This window comes from Pseudomonas sp. GW822-FHT04C11, from assembly GCF_058800905.1.
Window position 1 is genome coordinate 288,378 of record NZ_JBXAMS010000002.1, and the last position, 16,667, is coordinate 305,044.

Sequence of the window (16,667 nt, forward strand, 5' to 3'; positions counted from 1 at the left end):
GGGCCGAACCGGCAACCCCGATTCAGCGGAGGCCCAAAGGATCGACCCATCCGTTACCGCGCATCTTGATCTGGCTCAACACCCGGTCGTGATAAAGTCTGCGCCCTGCACTCCACCCGCTTGAGATGACCGACGCGATGACCGATTTCCAGGAATTTGATGCCCGACTAGAAGACTGGAATGCGTTGCGCGCAACCACCCCGTTCAGCGGCCTGCTGGTGGGCAACGGCGCCAGCCGTGCGGTGTGGGATGACTTTGGTTACGACTCGCTGTTCGAGAACGCCCGCACGGTCGAAGAAAAGCCGTTGAGCCAGTCCGAACTGAGCGTGTTCGACGCAATGCAAACCCGCAGTTTCGAGCAAGTGCTGGGTGCACTGAAAACCACCAGCCGGGTCAACAAGGCCCTGGCCGTGAGCTCCGCCGCGCCGCGCAATCGCTACTACGCAATCAAGGAAGCGCTGATCAACACCGTGCACGCGGTGCACATCCCGTGGCGTCTGGTACAGCCGTCAAGCCTGGCGGCAATCAATCAGGAATTGAGCACCTATCCAACGGTGTTCACCACCAACTACGACTTGCTCAATTACTGGGCGATCCAGCACCAACCCAATACCATCAGCGACCTGTTTCACGGCACCGAGCCGAGCTTCGACCTGAGTACCAGCACCGCGGATAAAACCCGCCTGCTCTACTTGCACGGCGGCCTGCACCTGGTGCGCAACCAGGACGGCACCGCGCGCAAACTGACCTCGACCGAAGGCACGCTGCTGGGCAGTTTTGCGATCAACAACACGATCAAGACGCTGGACGACGTGCCGCTGTTCGTCAGCGAAGGCAGCTCTGAAGACAAGCTCAAGACCATCCGCAGTTCGGATTACCTGTCGTTCTGCTACGACCAGTTACTCAAGCAAAGCGACGCGCTGTGCATCTTCGGCCACAGCCTGGGCAAGCAGGACGCTCACATCGTGCATGCGTTGCGCCAGGCACAACCGAAGACCGTGGCGATCTCGATTTACCCGCGCAGCGCGGCGTTCATCCAGAGCCAGAAGCGGCATTACGCGAAGGTGTTTGAAGGGACCGGTGTGGCGCTGAGGTTTTTTGATTCGAAGAGCCATGCGTTGGGTAGCCCAACACTGAGTGTGCCGGTCGAACGCTGACACCTGTGGCGAGGGAGCTTGCTCCCGCTCGGTCGCGCAGCGGCCGCAAACCAGAATGCGCGGTGTGTCTGACGCAATCGTGTTGCTGATTTCGGGGCTGCTTCGCACCCCAGCGGGAGCAAGCTCCCTCGCCACAAAAGCTGTGCTCTCAAGTCAGAACCTGCAGCTCCAGCTCACTCCTCGCCGCTATGCAGCACCAGCAACTGCGCCTGCACCTCGCCCACCGAGCGCAGGCGATGCGGTTCTTGCGCGTTGAAGTGCAGCGCATCGCCACGGTTCAAAATCACCCGTTCGCTCATGAAGTCGACTTCGACCTGGCCTTCATGGACAAACAGAAACGAGCGTCACGGGCTGCATTCCCACGCAGAGCATGGGAACGATCATCAGCAGCCTTTAAAACACCGGCAACGTCTTGTCCTTGATCACCTTGGTCGGCCCGTTGGCCTTGACGCTGGCGATGCCTTTTTCCAGTGCGGTGTCTGAAGAGTAGGCTTCACTGCTGCCGATGATCTGATGATTGGCAGCCGTGAGATTGAAGTAAGGATGGCCATCCTTGGTGGTTTTTTTCTCGTAGCGTTCATCCAGTGGGCTATTGGCCTGAACCGAGGCGATGCCGTCATCGGCGGCGCTGCGTGTGGTGTACAGCTCGCTGGTGAGAATGGTCTCGGCGTTGGCCGCCTTCAGCACAAAGCGGAACTGGCCAGTGATGCTTTTGCTCAACTCGTACCATCCGGACATGCTCGTTCTCCTTGGCGATTGAGAGGTTCGCGCTTCAGAGTAAAGACCAGGTCGGGGTTTCTGTCGCCTGTACCGGCCTCATCGCGGGCAAGCCTTGCTCCTACGGTTCAATAGCGTTTGTGCGCACCGCGCAGGAGCAAGGCTTGCCCGCGATGGGGCCCTCAAGATCAATACAAACCCACTTACTTCACCACCGCGCGCACCACCGATAACTCCGGCGTCGTCACCCGGCGCTGGCTCAGGTAACGCGTGCAACTGACCCGCAGAAACGAGGCGAAGTTCACCACTTCGCCCCGGTAGTCCATCACCTCTTCGTAGAGCTTGGCGATCAACTGGTTGGTGGTCATGCCATCAACTTCGGCGATCTCGCTGAGGATGTCCCAGAACTGGTTCTCCAGCCGCAGCGTGGTCACCACCCCGCAGATGCGCAGCGAGCGCGAGCGTGACTCGTAGAGGATCGGGTCGGCTTTGACGTACAGCTCGCACATGCGCAGGCCTCCGCTTACAAAGTGATTTTGGTGCCCAGCAGACCAAGGAAACCGGCCAGCCAGCTCGGGTGTGCCGGCCAGGCTGGAGCCGTCGCCAGATTGCCCTGAACGTGGCCTTGCGTCACCGGGATATCGATGAACGTGCCACCGGCCAAACGCACTTCTGGCGCACAGGCGGGATAAGCGCTGCATTCGCGACCTTCAAGAATCCCCGCCGCCGCCAACAATTGCGCACCATGGCAGACCGCCGCAATCGGTTTGCCGGCCTTGTCGAAAGCTTGCACCAGTTGCAGGACTTTTTCGTTCAGGCGCAGGTATTCCGGCGCCCGCCCACCCGGCACCAGCAACGCGTCGTAGTCCGCCGCATCGACCTTGGCGAAGTCGAAGTTCAGCGCGAACAGGTGACCGGGTTTCTCACTGTAGGTCTGATCGCCTTCGAAGTCATGGATCGCGGTGCGCACGGTCTGCCCGGCGGTTTTGTCCGGGCAGACCGCGTGCACTGTGTGACCGACCATCAGCAGTGCCTGAAACGGCACCATCACTTCGTAGTCTTCGACATAATCGCCGACCAGCATCAGAATTTTTTTCGCGGCCATGGGGATGACTCCTCTGGTAAAAATTGGGCAGGAAGGAGTATTCAAGGTAGTCCGAATCCAGCGAGGCGGGTAATAACCAGCTACTACGTAAAGCAGCGCACTCCCTGTAGCACGCAGATGCCTTTGTGGCGAGGGGGCTTGCCCCCGTTGGGGCGCGCAGCAGCCCTCAACCCCTACACCGTTTTCTTTCAGACAAACCGCGTCAATCTGTTTACGACTGCTTCACCCGAACGCGGACCGGCCGACGGGGGCAAGCCCCCTCGCCACAGGATTTGCGGTTGCTTCAAAACTGTACGTGTCACTCTGTGCCTAGCTGTAGCAGCGCTGCGCTCCAGGTTTATGGCTAGATGAACACTCTCCCGCCACTTCAGAACTCTGGTTACCGTTATGTCCTCCCGCGAAAACACCGGCATGGCGCTGGGCCTGCTCGGCGTCGTCATCTTCAGCCTGACCCTGCCCTTCACCCGGATCGTGGTGCAAGAACTCCATCCGCTGCTCAATGGCCTGGGCCGAGCGTTGTTCGCGGCGATTCCGGCGGCGATGTTGTTGCTCTGGCGTCGGGAGAAATGGCCGACCTGGAAACAGATCAAAGGCCTGACGCTGGTCATTGCCGGAGTAATTCTCGGTTTCCCGGTACTCTCGGCCTGGGCCATGCAAACGCTGCCGGCGTCTCATGGCGCACTGGTCAACGGTTTGCAGCCCTTGTGCGTGGCGCTGTATGCGGCGTGGTTGTCCCATGAGCGACCGTCGAAAGCCTTCTGGGCCTGTGCCGCATTGGGCAGTGCGTTGGTCCTGGGTTACGCCTTGATCAGCGGTGCCGGCAGCATCCAGGCCGGTGATCTGTTGATGCTCGGGGCGATTGCCATCGGTGGCCTGGGTTATGCCGAAGGTGGCCGGTTGGCCAAGGAGATGGGCGGCTGGCAGGTGATCTGCTGGGCGCTGGTGCTGTCGACACCGCTGTTGATCGGCCCGGTGACGTATCTGGCGCTGCAACACCAAGGCGAGATTTCGGCGAAAACCTGGTGGGCCTTCAGTTACGTGTCGCTGTTCTCGCAGTTCATCGGCTTCTTCGCCTGGTACGCCGGGCTGGCGATGGGTGGCATCGCCCGGGTCAGTCAGATCCAGCTGCTGCAGATCTTCTTCACCATCGCCTTCTCGGCGTTGTTCTTTGGCGAACACATCGAACCGATTACCTGGCTGTTTGCGGTCGGGGTGATTGTCACCGTGATGCTCGGGCGCAAGACGGCAGTGCGCCCGGCGCAACCGGGCACGTTACCGGCGGGTATTCAGATCAAGCCGTTCAAATAAGCAGCCCATCGGCTCGCAGCAGCGTTTCCAGACAATGCTCGCTGATGTGGTAGAACGCCTTGAGCTCCTGGATTTTCACTAACAGCTGGGCCGGGTCCACCGGCTCCGCACGTTTGACCGCCAGGATCATCTTGTTCTTGTTGGTGTGGTCCAGGGAGATGAACTCGAAGACCTTGGTTTCATACCCGCAGGCCTCGAGGAACAACGCCCGCAGGCTGTCGGTGACCATTTCCGCCTGCTGACCGAGGTGCAAACCGTATTGCAGCATCGGCTTGAGCAGCGCCGGGCTCTGGATTTGCAGGCGAATCTGCTTATGGCAGCACGGCGAGCACATGATGATTGCCGCACCGGAGCGGATGCCGGTGTGGATCGCATAGTCGGTGGCAATGTCACAGGCATGCAGGGCGATCATCACGTCCAGCTCGCTCGGTGCCACGCTACGCACATCACCACATTTGAACACCAGCCCCGGATGTTCAAGGCGCGCCGCAGCGGTGTTGCACAGATTGACCATGTCTTCGCGCAACTCGACACCGGTGACCACGCCTTCGGCGTGCAAGGTGTTGCGCAGGTAATCGTGAATGGCGAAGGTCAGGTAACCCTTGCCTGAACCGAAGTCCGCCACCCGTACCGGTTTATCCAGCGCCAGCGGTGAAGATGTCAGCGCATGGCTGAAGACTTCGATGAACTTGTTGATCTGCTTCCACTTGCGCGACATCGCCGGAATCAGCTCGTGCTTGCTGTTCGTTACACCGAGATCCGCGAGAAACGGTCGGGTCAGGTCGAGGAAGCGGTTCTTCTCACGGTTGTGCTCGGCGGACGGCACTTCGCGCAGTTGCTGGGGTTTGCTCTTGAACAGCGAGCTCTTGCCCTTCTTGCTGTATTCGAGCTGGGCTTCATCGGTCAGCGCCAGCAGGTGAGCGTTCTTGAAGTCCTGCGGCAACAGCACAGCAATCGTCGCGATGCCCTCTTCGACCGGAAAATTCTTGGTGATGTCACGCGTCTTGTAGCGATAGACGAAGGACAGGCACGGCTGATCCTTGACCGTCAGCTGCTTGATGATGATTCGCTGCAAGTCGACTTCAGCGCCGACGTACTTGGCCAGCACCAGTTTGATGAAGGCGTTCTGCGCCAGGCTGGTGCTCAGCAGGTCGATAAATTGCGCGTGATGATCCGGCGTGAGGCTGGCGGGAGTTGCGGTAACAGACATGTAAAAAGCGCCTCGGGCGGTGCGGATCGGGGAATGACCGGTATTTTAGGGGGGATGGCGCGTCGGGACACGCAGTTATTTACGAACGGTGCACATCCTGTGGCGAGGGAGCTTGCTCCCGCTCGGTTGCGAAGCAGCCGCAAGACAGGCAACCGCGATTACCTGATGGACCATGTTTGCTGGTTTTAGGGCCGCTTCGCGCCCCAGCGGGAGCGAGTTCCCTCACCACAAAGTTCCCGGTTCTAAATCCCAGAACCAGCTTCAGCCCAACACCACCAACCGGTTCGGCAATTCATTGCGCGCCTGCGTCACCGGCACATGCACCTTGAGCAACTCGCCACAGGCCTCGATGCAGGTGACAAAGCCCTGCAACGTCTGGCCCTGTTTCACCTGCCGGGTGAAGGCTGCGACGATCGGATCCCAGCTTTTGGCAGGCAGCCGCCTGGAAATCCCTTCGTCCACCAGAATCTCCACATAGCGCTCGGCTTCACAGACGAAAATCAGCACGCCGGTGCCGCCGACGGTGTGGTGCAGGTTTTGCTCCAGAAACTGCCGACGCGCCAGGTTCGAGGCGCGCCAGTGGCGCACCGACCGCGGGATCAGGTGGGTGGTGATCGACGGAATCCGGAACACCAGGCACAGCACGATAAAACTCACCCACTGCACCAGCAGCAAGCTGTGCATGTTCAGCCAGCCGGTAACGTAGTGCACGATGCCCGGCACGATCAACGCCAGCAGGCTGGCCCAGAGCAGCGGGATGTACGCGTAGTCGTCGGCCCGGGCCGCGAGCACGGTGACCAGTTCAGCGTCGGTGTCGCGCTCGACACGCGCGATGGCCTCGGCGACTTTGCGCTGTTCGTGTTCCGTCAGTAATGCCATGGTTTTGAATGCTCGCTCATTATTGTTATCACCAGCCGCCCGACGAACCGCCGCCCCCGAAACTGCCCCCGCCACCGCTGAAGCCGCCGCCCCCTCCCAAACCGCCGCCAAAGCCTCCGCCGCCAAACCCGCCGGAACCTCCGCGACCGCCGCCACGGGGCAGGATACCGAGCATCTGCATGATAGAAATCGTCAGGATAAACAGCACCGCCAATAACACGAATACTGTCGGATGACGCCCGATAAAGTCGCTGCCCTGATCTCCGCCCGAATCATATATCGTCGACGGTTCATCCAGTGGGCTGCCGCCCAGTACCACCAGCATCGCGGCAACGCCGTCACTGATGCCTTTGCTGAAATTGCCGGACTTGAACGCCGGGGTGATCACCTGATTGATGATCACCGAGCTTTGCGCATCAGTCAGCCGATCCTCCAGGCCATACCCGACTTCGATCCGCAGCTTGCGCTCGGCGCGAGCAATGATCAGCAAGGCGCCGTTGTTCTTGCCCTTCTGTCCGATGCCCCAGTAACGCCCCAGCTGATAACCATAGTCATCAATGCTGGTGCCTTGCAGGTCCGGCAGCGTCACCACCACCAACTGCTCGCCGGTGGCTTGTTCGTGGGCCTGGAGCTGCTGAGTCAGTTGCTCGCGCACCGCAGGCTCGATCATCTGGGCGTTATCCACCACCCGACCGGTCAGCGCCGGAAACTTCAGCTCGGCCTGAGTGGTGATGGCAAAGATCCAAAGCATCACCACCAGGCTGATTTTCAAAACGCGCATTGGCACCTCATCCCTAATGGCTCATGCCTCATGCCTCATGGCTCTTTCCTCATGATTCATGGGGTGGTATCCCGACAGAATTGAAAACCCGCCGGGAACCTGCGCTGATCAGAACTTCACTTGCGGCGCCTTGTCGGCACCCGGGCTGGTGGCCTCGAAGGTGTCGCGCAACGGCAGGTCGCTGTACAGCACGCTGTGCCACAAACGGCCAGGGAACGTCCGCAGTTCGGTGTTGTAGTTCTGCACCGCCAGGATGAAATCCCGGCGCGCCACGGCGATGCGGTTTTCGGTGCCTTCAAGTTGCGATTGCAGCGCCAGGAAGTTCTGGTTGGCCTTCAGGTCCGGATAACGCTCGGACACCACCATCAAACGGCTGAGGGCGCCACTGAGCTGATCCTGGGCCTGCTGGAACTGTTTGAGTTTTTCCGGGTTGTCGAGGGTGCTGGCATCGACCTGAATCGAGGTCGCCTTGGCCCGCGCTTCGACCACCGCCGTCAGGGTCTCCTCTTCATGTTTGGCGTAACCCCTGACCGTTTCCACCAGATTGGGGATCAGGTCGGCGCGACGCTGGTACTGGTTCTGCACTTGCGACCAGGCCGCCTTGGCCTGCTCGTCGAGGGTCGGTATGGTGTTGATGCCACAGCCGGCCAGAACCGTGCTGAGCACCATCAATACTGCTATTTGCCAGCCCGAACGATAGCGCTGTTGTACATTCATGCGAGTGATGCTCCCTTGCCCATTACCCTGGAAATATTCCTGCGCGCCTTCAACTCGAACTCTTGGGGCATAATCTGCCGCCGCCACTGGATTGCATCGGGCCAATCGGCTAAAAGATGCCCAGCGCTGAAAGAGTTTAGAAGTTTGCGGCATTTAGTCGAACAACAACAGACGCCCCCTAATTTTTGGCTGACCGGCGCGTAACCACTGCGTCCGTTTAGGCTTTTGAGATCACTATTCATGAAGAAGCTGTGTTTGCTGGGCCTTGCCATCGGCCTGGCCAGTCACTCGGTATGGGCCGACACAACGCCTGCACCGATTGAAAACAAGGACGCTTTCATCAGCAACCTGATGAAGCAGATGACCCTGGAAGAAAAGATCGGCCAATTGCGCCTGATCAGCATCGGCCCGGAAATGCCCCGCGAGCTGATCCGCAAGGAAATCGCCGCCGGCAACATCGGCGGCACCTTCAACTCGATCACGCGTCCGGAAAACCGTCCGATGCAGGACGCGGCCATGCACAGCCGGTTGAAGATCCCGATGTTCTTCGCCTATGACGTGATCCACGGCCACCGGACCATTTTCCCTATCCCCCTGGCCCTGGCATCGAGCTGGGACATGGACGCAATTGGCCGTAGCGGGCGCATTGCCGCCAAGGAAGCCGCTGCCGACAGCCTCGACATCACCTTCGCGCCGATGGTCGACATCTCCCGCGACCCGCGTTGGGGCCGCACCTCCGAAGGTTTCGGCGAAGACACTTATCTGGTCTCGCGCATCGCCAAAGTGATGGTCAAGGCCTATCAGGGCGAGACCCCGAGCGCGGCCGACAGCATCATGGCCAGCGTCAAGCACTTCGCCCTGTACGGTGCGGTCGAAGGCGGTCGCGACTACAACACCGTCGACATGAGCCCGGTGAAGATGTACCAGGACTACCTGCCACCGTACCGCGCCGCGATTGATGCCGGCGCCGGTGGGGTGATGGTTGCGCTGAACTCGATCAACGGCATTCCGGCCACCGCGAACATGTGGCTGATGCAGGACCTGCTGCGCAAGGAGTGGGGCTTCAAGGGCCTGGCGGTCAGCGACCACGGGGCGATCTTCGAGCTGATCAAGCACGGCGTGGCCCGCGACGGGCGTGAAGCGGCGAAGCTGGCGATCAAGGCCGGCATCGACATGAGCATGAACGACACCCTGTACGGCAAGGAACTGCCAGGGCTGCTGAAGTCCGGCGAGATCCAGCAAAGCGACATCGACAACGCCGTGCGTGAAGTGCTGGGTGCCAAGTACGACATGGGCCTGTTCAAGGACCCTTACCTGCGTATCGGCAAGGCCGAGGATGATCCGGCCGACACTTACGCCGAAAACCGTCTGCACCGCGCCGAGGCCCGTGACGTTGCACGTCGCAGCATGGTGTTGCTGAAGAACCAGAACGAAACCCTGCCGCTGAAGAAGACTGCGAAAATCGTTCTGGTCGGCCCGCTGGCCAAGGCACCGATCGACATGATGGGCAGCTGGGCTGCCGCCGGTAAACCGGAACAGTCGGTCACGTTGCTCGACGGCATGACCCGTGCCCTGGGTGATCAGACCAAGCTGACCTACGTCCGTGGCGCCAACATCACTGAGGACAAGAAAGTCCTCGATTACCTGAACTTCCTCAACTTCGATGCCCCGGAAGTGGTGAATGACCCGCGTTCGGCGCAGGTCATGATCGACGAAGCGGTGAAAGCCGCGCAGCAGGCTGATGTGGTGGTGGCGGCAGTCGGGGAATCCCGTGGCATGTCCCACGAATCGTCGAGCCGTACCGATCTGAACATCCCGGCCAACCAGCGCGACCTGATCAAGGCCCTGAAAGCCACCGGCAAACCGTTGGTGCTGGTGCTGATGAACGGCCGTCCGCTGACCATTCTCGACGAGAAGGACCAGGCTGACGCGATTCTCGAAACCTGGTTTACCGGTACCGAAGGCGGCAACGCCATTGCTGACGTGCTGTTCGGCGACTACAACCCGTCCGGCAAGCTGCCGATCAGCATCCCGCGTTCGGTGGGGCAGATTCCGACCTACTACAACCACCTGAGCATCGGTCGCCCATTCACCCCTGGCAAACCGGGCAACTACACCTCGCAGTATTTCGATGACACCACCGGTCCTCTGTTTCCATTCGGCTACGGTCTGAGCTACACCAGCTTCAGCCTGTCGGACATGGCCCTGTCGTCGACCACGCTGAACAAGTCCGGCAAGATCGACGCCAGCGTGACCGTTAAAAACACCGGCAAGCGCGACGGCGAAACCGTGGTGCAGCTGTATATTCAGGACGTGGTCGGTTCGATGATTCGCCCGCTCAAGGAACTGAAAAACTTCCAGAAAGTGATGCTCAAGGCCGGCGAACAGAAAGTCATCCACTTCACCATCGACGAGGACGACCTGAAGTTCTACAACGCCCAGCTCAAATATGCAGCAGAACCTGGCAAGTTCAACGTGCAGATTGGCCTCGATTCCGAGGACGTGACGCAGCAGAGCTTTGAGTTGCTTTAACCCCCCTGAAATCTGGCGGGCTCTTGTGGCGAGGGGGCTTGCCCCCGTTGGACCGCGAAGCGGTCCTAAGACCGGCAAACTCGTTCTGTCCTGAGAATGAGTTTGCAGGTTTTATGGCTGCTACGCAGCCAAACGGGGGCAAGCCCCCTCGCCACAGTTCCACGTAACCGGCTATCCCCGCCGATCCAGCAGATTCACCACCATCCGATCCACCCATCCCCACACCCGCTGCTTGATCCGTCGCCACAACGGTCGGCGTTGCCATTCCTCAAGACTGACCCTATGACTCAGGGCAAAGTCCCTCTCGAAACTCGCTGCCACTGCCAGGCTCAACGTCGGATCGAGGGCTTCCAGGTTGGCCTCCAGGTTGAAGCGCAAATTCCAGTGATCGAAATTGCATGAGCCAATGCTCACCCAGTCATCGATCAGGACCATTTTCAGGTGCAGGAAACACGGCTGGTACTCGAAGATCTTCACCCCGGACTTGAGCAAGCGCGGGTAATAACGATGCCCGGCGTAGCGCACCGACGGATGATCGGTGCGCGGCCCGGTCAGCAGCAGGCGCACATCGATGCCCCGTGCAGCAGCCTTGCGCAGCGAGCGGCGGACTTTCCAGGTCGGCAGGAAGTAAGGCGTGGCCAGCCAGATTCGCTGCTGGCCGCTGTTCAGTGCACGAAACAGCGATTGCAGGATGTCCCGGTGTTGCCGGGCGTCGGCATACGCTACCCGCCCCATGCCTTCACCCATCGGCGGCACCCGTGGCAGACGCGGCAAACCGAAATGGGAGGCAGGTTTCCAGGCGCGGCGGTGGCGGTTGGCGATCCATTGGCGGTCGAACAGCAACTGCCAGTCGAGCACCAGCGGGCCGCCGATTTCCACCATCACTTCATGCCACTCGCTGGTTTCGCAACCTGGGGTCCAGAACTCGTCGGTGACGCCCGTGCCGCCGACCACCGCCAGCGACTGATCGACCAACAGCAACTTGCGGTGGTCACGGTAAAGGTTGCGCACCCAGCGCCGCCAGCTCAGGCGATTGTAGAAACGCAGCTCCACGCCGGCCTCGATCAGGCGTCGCCGCAGACTCAGGGTGAATGCCAGGCTGCCATAGTCATCAAACAGGCAACGCACGCGCACGCCGCGCTCGGCAGCTTGCACCAGCGCCTGCACCATCGCCTCGGCACAGGCGCCCGCTTCCACCAGGTACAGCTCCAGTTCGACCTGTTCCTGCGCAGCGGCAATCGCCGCCAGCATCCGTGGAAAAAACTGCGGCCCGTCGATCAACAGCTCATAGCGATTGCCGTCGCGCCAGGGAAACACTGCACCGCTCATGTCAGCGCGCCGTGAAAATCAGCACCGCACCCACCGGCACCGACGAACTGATGGCCGACAGGCCGGCGACTGTGCGCAGGGTTTCCAGCCCTGGCAGCAAATCGAAATCCTCCGCTTTAATGACCAGCGGTTCCAGGGTCACCACTTGAAAGCGTCGATCATCGAGGCGTGTCGCCAGCAACTCGGCGTTGTACGCGTGCTCTTTGCCGTGAAGGCTGACCGTCAGTGGCAAACGCAATTCGAGTTGCGCACCGGGGGCCAGATCCTTGATCGGCCGCAGATCGATCTGCGTGCTGATCAGCGCTTCAGGGAACGTCTTGATCTCGAACAGCTCTTTGCGCATGCGCTCATCGCGCAGCGGAATGCCGCTGTTGATCGACTCCAGTTCGACCTGCACTTGCGCCTGGCCGTTGGCATCGACCTTGCCATGCAGCACCAGAAAGCGCTGAACTTCGGAGAGGTTGGCGTTCTTGGTGGAGATAAACGACAGACGTGAAGACTCACCGTCCAGATACCAGTCGGCGTGGGCTGGCGAGGTAACGAAAGCCAACGGCAGCAAGGCCAGGGCTGTGCAGCAAAACCGCTTGAACATAAACACTCATGGGCAAGTAAACCTGAGCCGAACCTTAGCCTGAGTGAACGCGCTTGCAAACCGCGCAAGGCAAAAGACCGCCTCTATGGGTTCAACCGACAGCCCTGACGAATCCCCAGCCACGCGGCGATATGACTGCGCCCCATGCCGCTGACCGTCACGCGTTTGTTGGGAGCGTCATCGAGAAAACTGCTGACGGGCACGTACTGCGTCACATAGCCCTGGCAATAATCCGCCGGGTTGTTCTCGACATACCGGCACGAGCAATACTCCTTGGCGGTGTAGGCACTGATGATGTCGGGAAATGCCCACAAAGCGACCCGTTCCTGCCAGATCCAGCCGAGCAGCACGACACTCAACAACAGCAGCATGCTGAGCCGTGGTCGACGAAGAATAATTCCAGGATTCATGGCTGCACCTTCTGCGCAAATGCCGCCAGTGCCAGCCTGAGCAATTCGTTGTGCCGGTAACTGCCGTCGCGATCATCGCCATAGCGCACGATCACCAGGTTCTCGCTGGGCACCACGTATAGCGCCTGCCCCCAATGGCCGAGTGCGGCAAAGGTGTCATCGGGTGCGTCTTCCCAGGGTCTTTCGGCGCCGCCGACCGCCCGATTGAGCCACCAATGCCCACCGGGGACGGCTTCATCCTGATTGGCCTTGAAGCGCATGAACGGTTGGCGGTTGAACTCGACCCAGTCCTTTGGCAGCAACTGCCGGTTACCCCAGCGACCGTCGCGCTGCATCAACAGGCCGATCCGCGCCAGATCGCGCGCCGTCATATAGGCATAGGACGAGGCGACAAACGTTCCCGTGGCATCGCTCTCCCACACCGCACTGCGAATCCCCAGGGGGCCGAACAATGCGGTCCATGGATAGTCGGCGTAGCGCTGCGCACCGACCATGGTCTTCAACGTTGCCGACAATAGATTGCTGTCACCGCTGGAATAACGAAACGCCTGACCCGGCGGGCTGAACTCGTCATGGCCGGCAGCAAACGCGGCGATGTCCTGGCGTCCATGGGTGTAGAGCATCGCCACTATCGAAGAATTCAGCGGTGCATATTCATAGGTTTCCTGCCAGTCCAGCCCCGAGGCCCAATGCAGCAGATCCGCGATGGATACATTCGGATGGCCCTGCAAGGGTGGATAAAACTTCACGGCCGGGTCCTGCAATTTGAACAAACCTTCGCCATAGGCCACGCCCAACACCGTGGCCATCAGGCTTTTACTGACGGACCAGGTCAGGTGCGGTGTCTCGGCTGTGGTTGGGCCGGCGTAGCGTTCGTAGATCAATTGCCCGTCACGAATCACCAGCAAGGCATCGGTGCGAACGCCTGTGCGGCTGCCGTCGTCGCGCGGTGCAAAGGCGTAATCTTCCAGGGCCTGAAGCGCCGGACCACTGATTTTCGGGCCGGGTGACCATTGCTCGGCAGGCCAGTTTTCCGCCAGAACCGGAAGGCTGGCCAGCAACAGGAACAGCAGAGTCAGGCGTTTGAACACGGTAGGCACTCAGAGGGATTAACCCTCTGAGCGTAGTCGAGGCAGATGACGGTTTCGAATGTAAGTACCCAACCAGCAACTACTCAGCTTCCGTAGCAGCTGGCGCAGCCTGCATTCGAGCGCGCAGCGGTCGTAAAACCTGCGATTGCGGTTCTTCAGGTAAAACCCATTCACCGGATTACGACCGCTGCGCGGCCGAACGCAGGCTGCGCCAGCTGCTACAAAAGCACGCACGCTGGGGCGCTAGTCAGATCCCGCCAACGCCTTGGCCAACCGCTTGGCCCGGGCTCCCGCCGCCAGATCGAGCACCGCCTGATCGCGCGTCCACAACGCCGCCCATTGTGGCGGTCCGGCGGCAAAGGCTTCATTGAGTGCAGACTTGAGCCCATCGAACTGCGCAAACAACCCGCCCAGCAACACATGCCCGGCGCTACTGTTCGGTGGTTGGCGGCTGACTTCCGCACACCCGGCCAACAGTGCCAGCAGCTTCAGTTGAAGGTCTTGCGGCCAGGCGCTGTCCTGACCCACACCGTACAGCCAGGCACTCATTGCGCTGAGTACATAGATGTCTTCCAGGGTGCGGAACGGTTTGACGTACGCGTCCCAGCCATCTCCAGCGAGCAGTTCACACAGCGCGTTGTCGAGAAACAGCCGGCCATGGCTGATGTCCGGCATCAAGGCAATGGCCGGCAGCTTTTCAACCCGTACGCCGGGTTCACCGGGATACACCACCGCCAGACTCAATTGCGGTGACTCGCCCTGCTCTTCGCTGCGTGCGGCGATCAACAGCCAGTCTGCCGCATCACCCGCAGTCACGAAATCCTTGCGCCCGCTCAAACGCAAATCCTTGAGCCGGGTTTGCAGGTCTGCCGGGCGCAGGCTGCGCTGCTCAGTCGCACACAATGCCCCCAGGCTCGGCGGTGCGCTGGGCCACAACATACGCAACGCCGCCTGGTATCCCACCAGAAAAGCCAACCCCGGCGTTGCCATCATCCGCCCGCCGTGCACCGCCAATTCGAACGGTGTCACCGCACCCAATACCTGCAGCAACGTCGCATACCCCTCCGCAAGGTCGGGGTTTTCGGGCTGGCGCTGGTTACAGTTCAACAAGGCTTGCCAAGGCATAAACGGGTCCTCTGGGGGCTGTCACACAAGCATCACCAAAGCTTCATGGCGATGACACCGGGGCTACATAGCCTGACTTTGCACAACAAAGTCGATCGACTGCAACCCAAGACGGGTGAGCAGCCCGTACGGAGATTCGCAATGACTCAGATCGCCCGCATCAGCGACACCGGCAATGAACGCCGCCTGCAAGCCGAACGCCTGATCGGCGCCGAGGCGTTGCAGGAAGCCCAGGCCCTGCGCTTCAACGTTTTCAGTGGCGAGTTCAACGCCAAGCTCAAAGGCGCAGAGTTGGGTCTGGACATGGATGACTATGATGTTCACTGCGCCCACATCGGCGTGCGTGATTTGAATAGCGGACGCCTGGTAGCAACCACGCGTTTGCTCGACCATCAGGCCGCCAGCAGCCTGGGGCGTTTTTACAGCGAAGAAGAATTCAGCCTGCACGGCCTGGTCCATCTGCAAGGTCCGATCCTGGAAATCGGTCGCACCTGCGTCGACCCGGCCTACCGTAACGGTGGCACCATCGCCGTGCTCTGGGGCGAGTTGGCCGAAGTGCTGAATCAGGGCGGCTACAGCTACCTGATGGGCTGCGCGAGCATTCCGATGCAGGACGGCGGCATTCAGGCCCAGGCGATCATGCAGCGTTTGCGTGAACGCTATCTGTGCACCGAGCACCTGCGCGCCGAACCGAAGAAACCGCTGCCGGCCCTCGACATTCCGTCCAACGTGATCGCCGAAATGCCGCCACTGCTCAAGGCCTACATGCGCCTGGGCGCGAAGATCTGCGGTGAGCCGTGCTGGGACGAAGACTTCCAGGTCGCCGACGTGTTCATCCTGCTCAAGCGTGACGAACTGTGCCCGCGTTACGCCAAACACTTCAAGGCGGCAGTCTGATGAGCCGGCTGCGGGTGTACGCGCGGATCGCGCGAGTGCTGCTGGTGGTCGCGCTGGGCTTGAGCATGGCCAGCGTGTTCGGGCTGTTCGAACGCATGGGGGTGGCCAACTCGATGGTGCGGCGCCAACGCTGGTCGCGTTTTTTCATGACCCGTCTGAGTAACGCCCTGCCCTTTCGCGTGACGGTTCACGGTGAACTGCCGCAAAAGCCGATGCTCTGGGTCAGTAACCATGTGTCCTGGACCGACATTCCGCTACTGGGCATGCTCACGCCCTTGTCCTTCCTGTCCAAGGCCGAAGTGCGTACCTGGCCGGTCGCCGGCTGGCTCGCGGCCAAGGCTGGCAGCCTGTTCATTCGTCGAGGTTCGGGTGACAGCCAACTGATCCGCAAGCAGATGAGCCGCCACCTGGAGCAAGCCCATCCGTTGCTGATGTTCCCGGAAGGCACCACCACCGATGGCCGTTCGTTGCGCACCTTTCATGGTCGCTTGCTGTCGGCAGCCATCGACGCGGACGTGGCGCTGCAACCGGTGGCCGTTCGTTATCTGCGCGACGGCCAGATCGACCCGCTCGCCCCGTTCATTGGTGATGACGACTTGCTCTCGCACTTGATGCGCTTGTTCGCCAACGATCAGGGCGACGTCGAGATCCATCTGCTCAAACCGATTGCCTGCCACGGCCAGGAACGCGCGGCGCTGGCGTTTGCGGCGCAACAAGCGGTTCAGAAGGCGTTGTTTGGTGATGTGGCAAAACCTGCGGAACCACGGCGCGCTGGCGAACTGATTGCCGCATGATCCCGATCCCGACCCAATCCCGT

17 protein-coding genes and 1 pseudogene are annotated in these 16,667 nt (G+C 60.5%); 5 read left to right on the forward strand and 13 right to left on the reverse strand.

Going from position 1 to position 16,667, the window contains the following annotated elements; all coding sequences use genetic code 11:
* The first annotated feature begins 137 nt into the window (after window positions 1–137).
* Window positions 138–1,157: a DUF4917 family protein gene (locus tag AC1RJ3_RS04115; protein WP_493077581.1), complete on the forward strand. Its 1,020-nt coding sequence runs from the start codon at window positions 138–140 to the stop codon at window positions 1,155–1,157.
* Between the two features lie 173 nt (window positions 1,158–1,330).
* Here AC1RJ3_RS04115 and AC1RJ3_RS04120 read toward each other — a convergent pair.
* The 4 genes and pseudogenes from AC1RJ3_RS04120 to AC1RJ3_RS04135 all read right to left on the reverse strand — a co-directional run.
* Window positions 1,331–1,495, reverse strand: a pseudogene (locus tag AC1RJ3_RS04120) (cupin domain-containing protein); the annotation flags it as partial.
* 55 nt (window positions 1,496–1,550) lie between these two features.
* Window positions 1,551–1,895 (reverse strand): YegP family protein, encoded by a 345-nt coding sequence (locus AC1RJ3_RS04125; protein ID WP_054596074.1) that lies wholly within the window; start codon window positions 1,893–1,895, stop codon window positions 1,551–1,553.
* 182 nt (window positions 1,896–2,077) lie between these two features.
* The gene (locus AC1RJ3_RS04130; RefSeq protein ID WP_054596073.1) at window positions 2,078–2,383 is read right to left on the reverse strand and encodes a ribbon-helix-helix domain-containing protein; all 306 of its coding nucleotides are present in this window, start codon (window positions 2,381–2,383) and stop codon (window positions 2,078–2,080) included.
* A gap of 14 nt (window positions 2,384–2,397) precedes the next feature.
* Window positions 2,398–2,979, reverse strand: a complete 582-nt coding sequence (locus AC1RJ3_RS04135) for a DJ-1/PfpI family protein (protein WP_054596072.1) — start codon at window positions 2,977–2,979, stop codon at window positions 2,398–2,400.
* A 387-nt stretch (window positions 2,980–3,366) separates the two neighbouring features.
* Between AC1RJ3_RS04135 and AC1RJ3_RS04140 the strand changes: the two genes are divergently transcribed.
* Entirely contained in the window at window positions 3,367–4,287 is a 921-nt protein-coding gene (locus AC1RJ3_RS04140; protein ID WP_493077584.1) for a DMT family transporter, read from the forward strand.
* On the opposite strand, the gene AC1RJ3_RS04145 is transcribed toward AC1RJ3_RS04140, so the two are convergent.
* The 4 genes from AC1RJ3_RS04145 to AC1RJ3_RS04160 all read right to left on the reverse strand — a co-directional run bounded on the left by AC1RJ3_RS04145 (window position 4,280) and on the right by AC1RJ3_RS04160 (window position 7,874).
* Entirely contained in the window at window positions 4,280–5,497 is a 1,218-nt protein-coding gene (locus AC1RJ3_RS04145; RefSeq protein WP_493077586.1) for a class I SAM-dependent methyltransferase, read from the reverse strand. The two genes, AC1RJ3_RS04140 and AC1RJ3_RS04145, sit on opposite strands and share 8 nt — an antisense overlap.
* Before the next feature lie 261 nt (window positions 5,498–5,758).
* Window positions 5,759–6,376 (reverse strand): TPM domain-containing protein, encoded by a 618-nt coding sequence (locus tag AC1RJ3_RS04150; protein ID WP_054596069.1) that lies wholly within the window; start codon window positions 6,374–6,376, stop codon window positions 5,759–5,761.
* Between the two features lie 28 nt (window positions 6,377–6,404).
* Window positions 6,405–7,157, reverse strand: a complete 753-nt coding sequence (locus AC1RJ3_RS04155) for a TPM domain-containing protein (protein WP_493077588.1) — start codon at window positions 7,155–7,157, stop codon at window positions 6,405–6,407.
* A gap of 108 nt (window positions 7,158–7,265) precedes the next feature.
* Window positions 7,266–7,874: a LemA family protein gene (locus tag AC1RJ3_RS04160; RefSeq protein WP_054596067.1), complete on the reverse strand. Its 609-nt coding sequence runs from the start codon at window positions 7,872–7,874 to the stop codon at window positions 7,266–7,268.
* A 240-nt stretch (window positions 7,875–8,114) separates the two neighbouring features.
* Here AC1RJ3_RS04160 and bglX point away from each other — a divergent pair, with 240 nt between their 5' ends.
* The gene (gene bglX, locus AC1RJ3_RS04165) at window positions 8,115–10,406 is read left to right on the forward strand and encodes a beta-glucosidase BglX (protein ID WP_054596066.1); all 2,292 of its coding nucleotides are present in this window, start codon (window positions 8,115–8,117) and stop codon (window positions 10,404–10,406) included.
* Window positions 10,407–10,577: 171 nt separating this feature from the next.
* Here the strand turns inward: bglX and AC1RJ3_RS04170 are convergent, their stop codons facing one another.
* The 5 genes from AC1RJ3_RS04170 to AC1RJ3_RS04190 form a co-directional block, all read right to left on the reverse strand.
* The gene (locus AC1RJ3_RS04170) at window positions 10,578–11,735 is read right to left on the reverse strand and encodes a phospholipase D-like domain-containing protein (protein ID WP_489111110.1); all 1,158 of its coding nucleotides are present in this window, start codon (window positions 11,733–11,735) and stop codon (window positions 10,578–10,580) included.
* 1 nt (window position 11,736) lies between these two features.
* Window positions 11,737–12,327, reverse strand: coding sequence for a YceI family protein (locus tag AC1RJ3_RS04175; protein WP_347929155.1), 591 nt, complete (start codon window positions 12,325–12,327; stop codon window positions 11,737–11,739).
* Window positions 12,328–12,410: 83 nt separating this feature from the next.
* Entirely contained in the window at window positions 12,411–12,737 is a 327-nt protein-coding gene (locus AC1RJ3_RS04180; protein WP_054596063.1) for a hypothetical protein, read from the reverse strand.
* On the reverse strand, window positions 12,734–13,828 hold the full coding sequence (locus tag AC1RJ3_RS04185; RefSeq protein WP_493077592.1) for a serine hydrolase domain-containing protein: 1,095 nt from the start codon (window positions 13,826–13,828) through the stop codon (window positions 12,734–12,736). The genes AC1RJ3_RS04180 and AC1RJ3_RS04185 overlap by 4 nt, the downstream gene beginning before the upstream one ends.
* Before the next feature lie 243 nt (window positions 13,829–14,071).
* Window positions 14,072–14,953, reverse strand: a complete 882-nt coding sequence (locus AC1RJ3_RS04190; RefSeq protein WP_493077594.1) for an acyl-CoA dehydrogenase middle domain-containing protein — start codon at window positions 14,951–14,953, stop codon at window positions 14,072–14,074.
* 141 nt (window positions 14,954–15,094) lie between these two features.
* Between AC1RJ3_RS04190 and olsB the strand changes: the two genes are divergently transcribed.
* Together olsB and AC1RJ3_RS04200 are read left to right on the forward strand one after the other, a co-directional pair.
* Entirely contained in the window at window positions 15,095–15,850 is a 756-nt protein-coding gene (gene olsB / locus AC1RJ3_RS04195; RefSeq protein WP_054596060.1) for an L-ornithine N(alpha)-acyltransferase, read from the forward strand.
* Window positions 15,850–16,644 carry a lysophospholipid acyltransferase family protein gene (locus tag AC1RJ3_RS04200; RefSeq protein ID WP_054596059.1) on the forward strand — a complete coding sequence of 265 codons (795 nt, stop codon included), beginning with the start codon at window positions 15,850–15,852 and terminating at the stop codon, window positions 16,642–16,644. The genes olsB and AC1RJ3_RS04200 overlap by 1 nt, the downstream gene beginning before the upstream one ends.
* Window positions 16,645–16,667 lie beyond the last annotated feature (23 nt).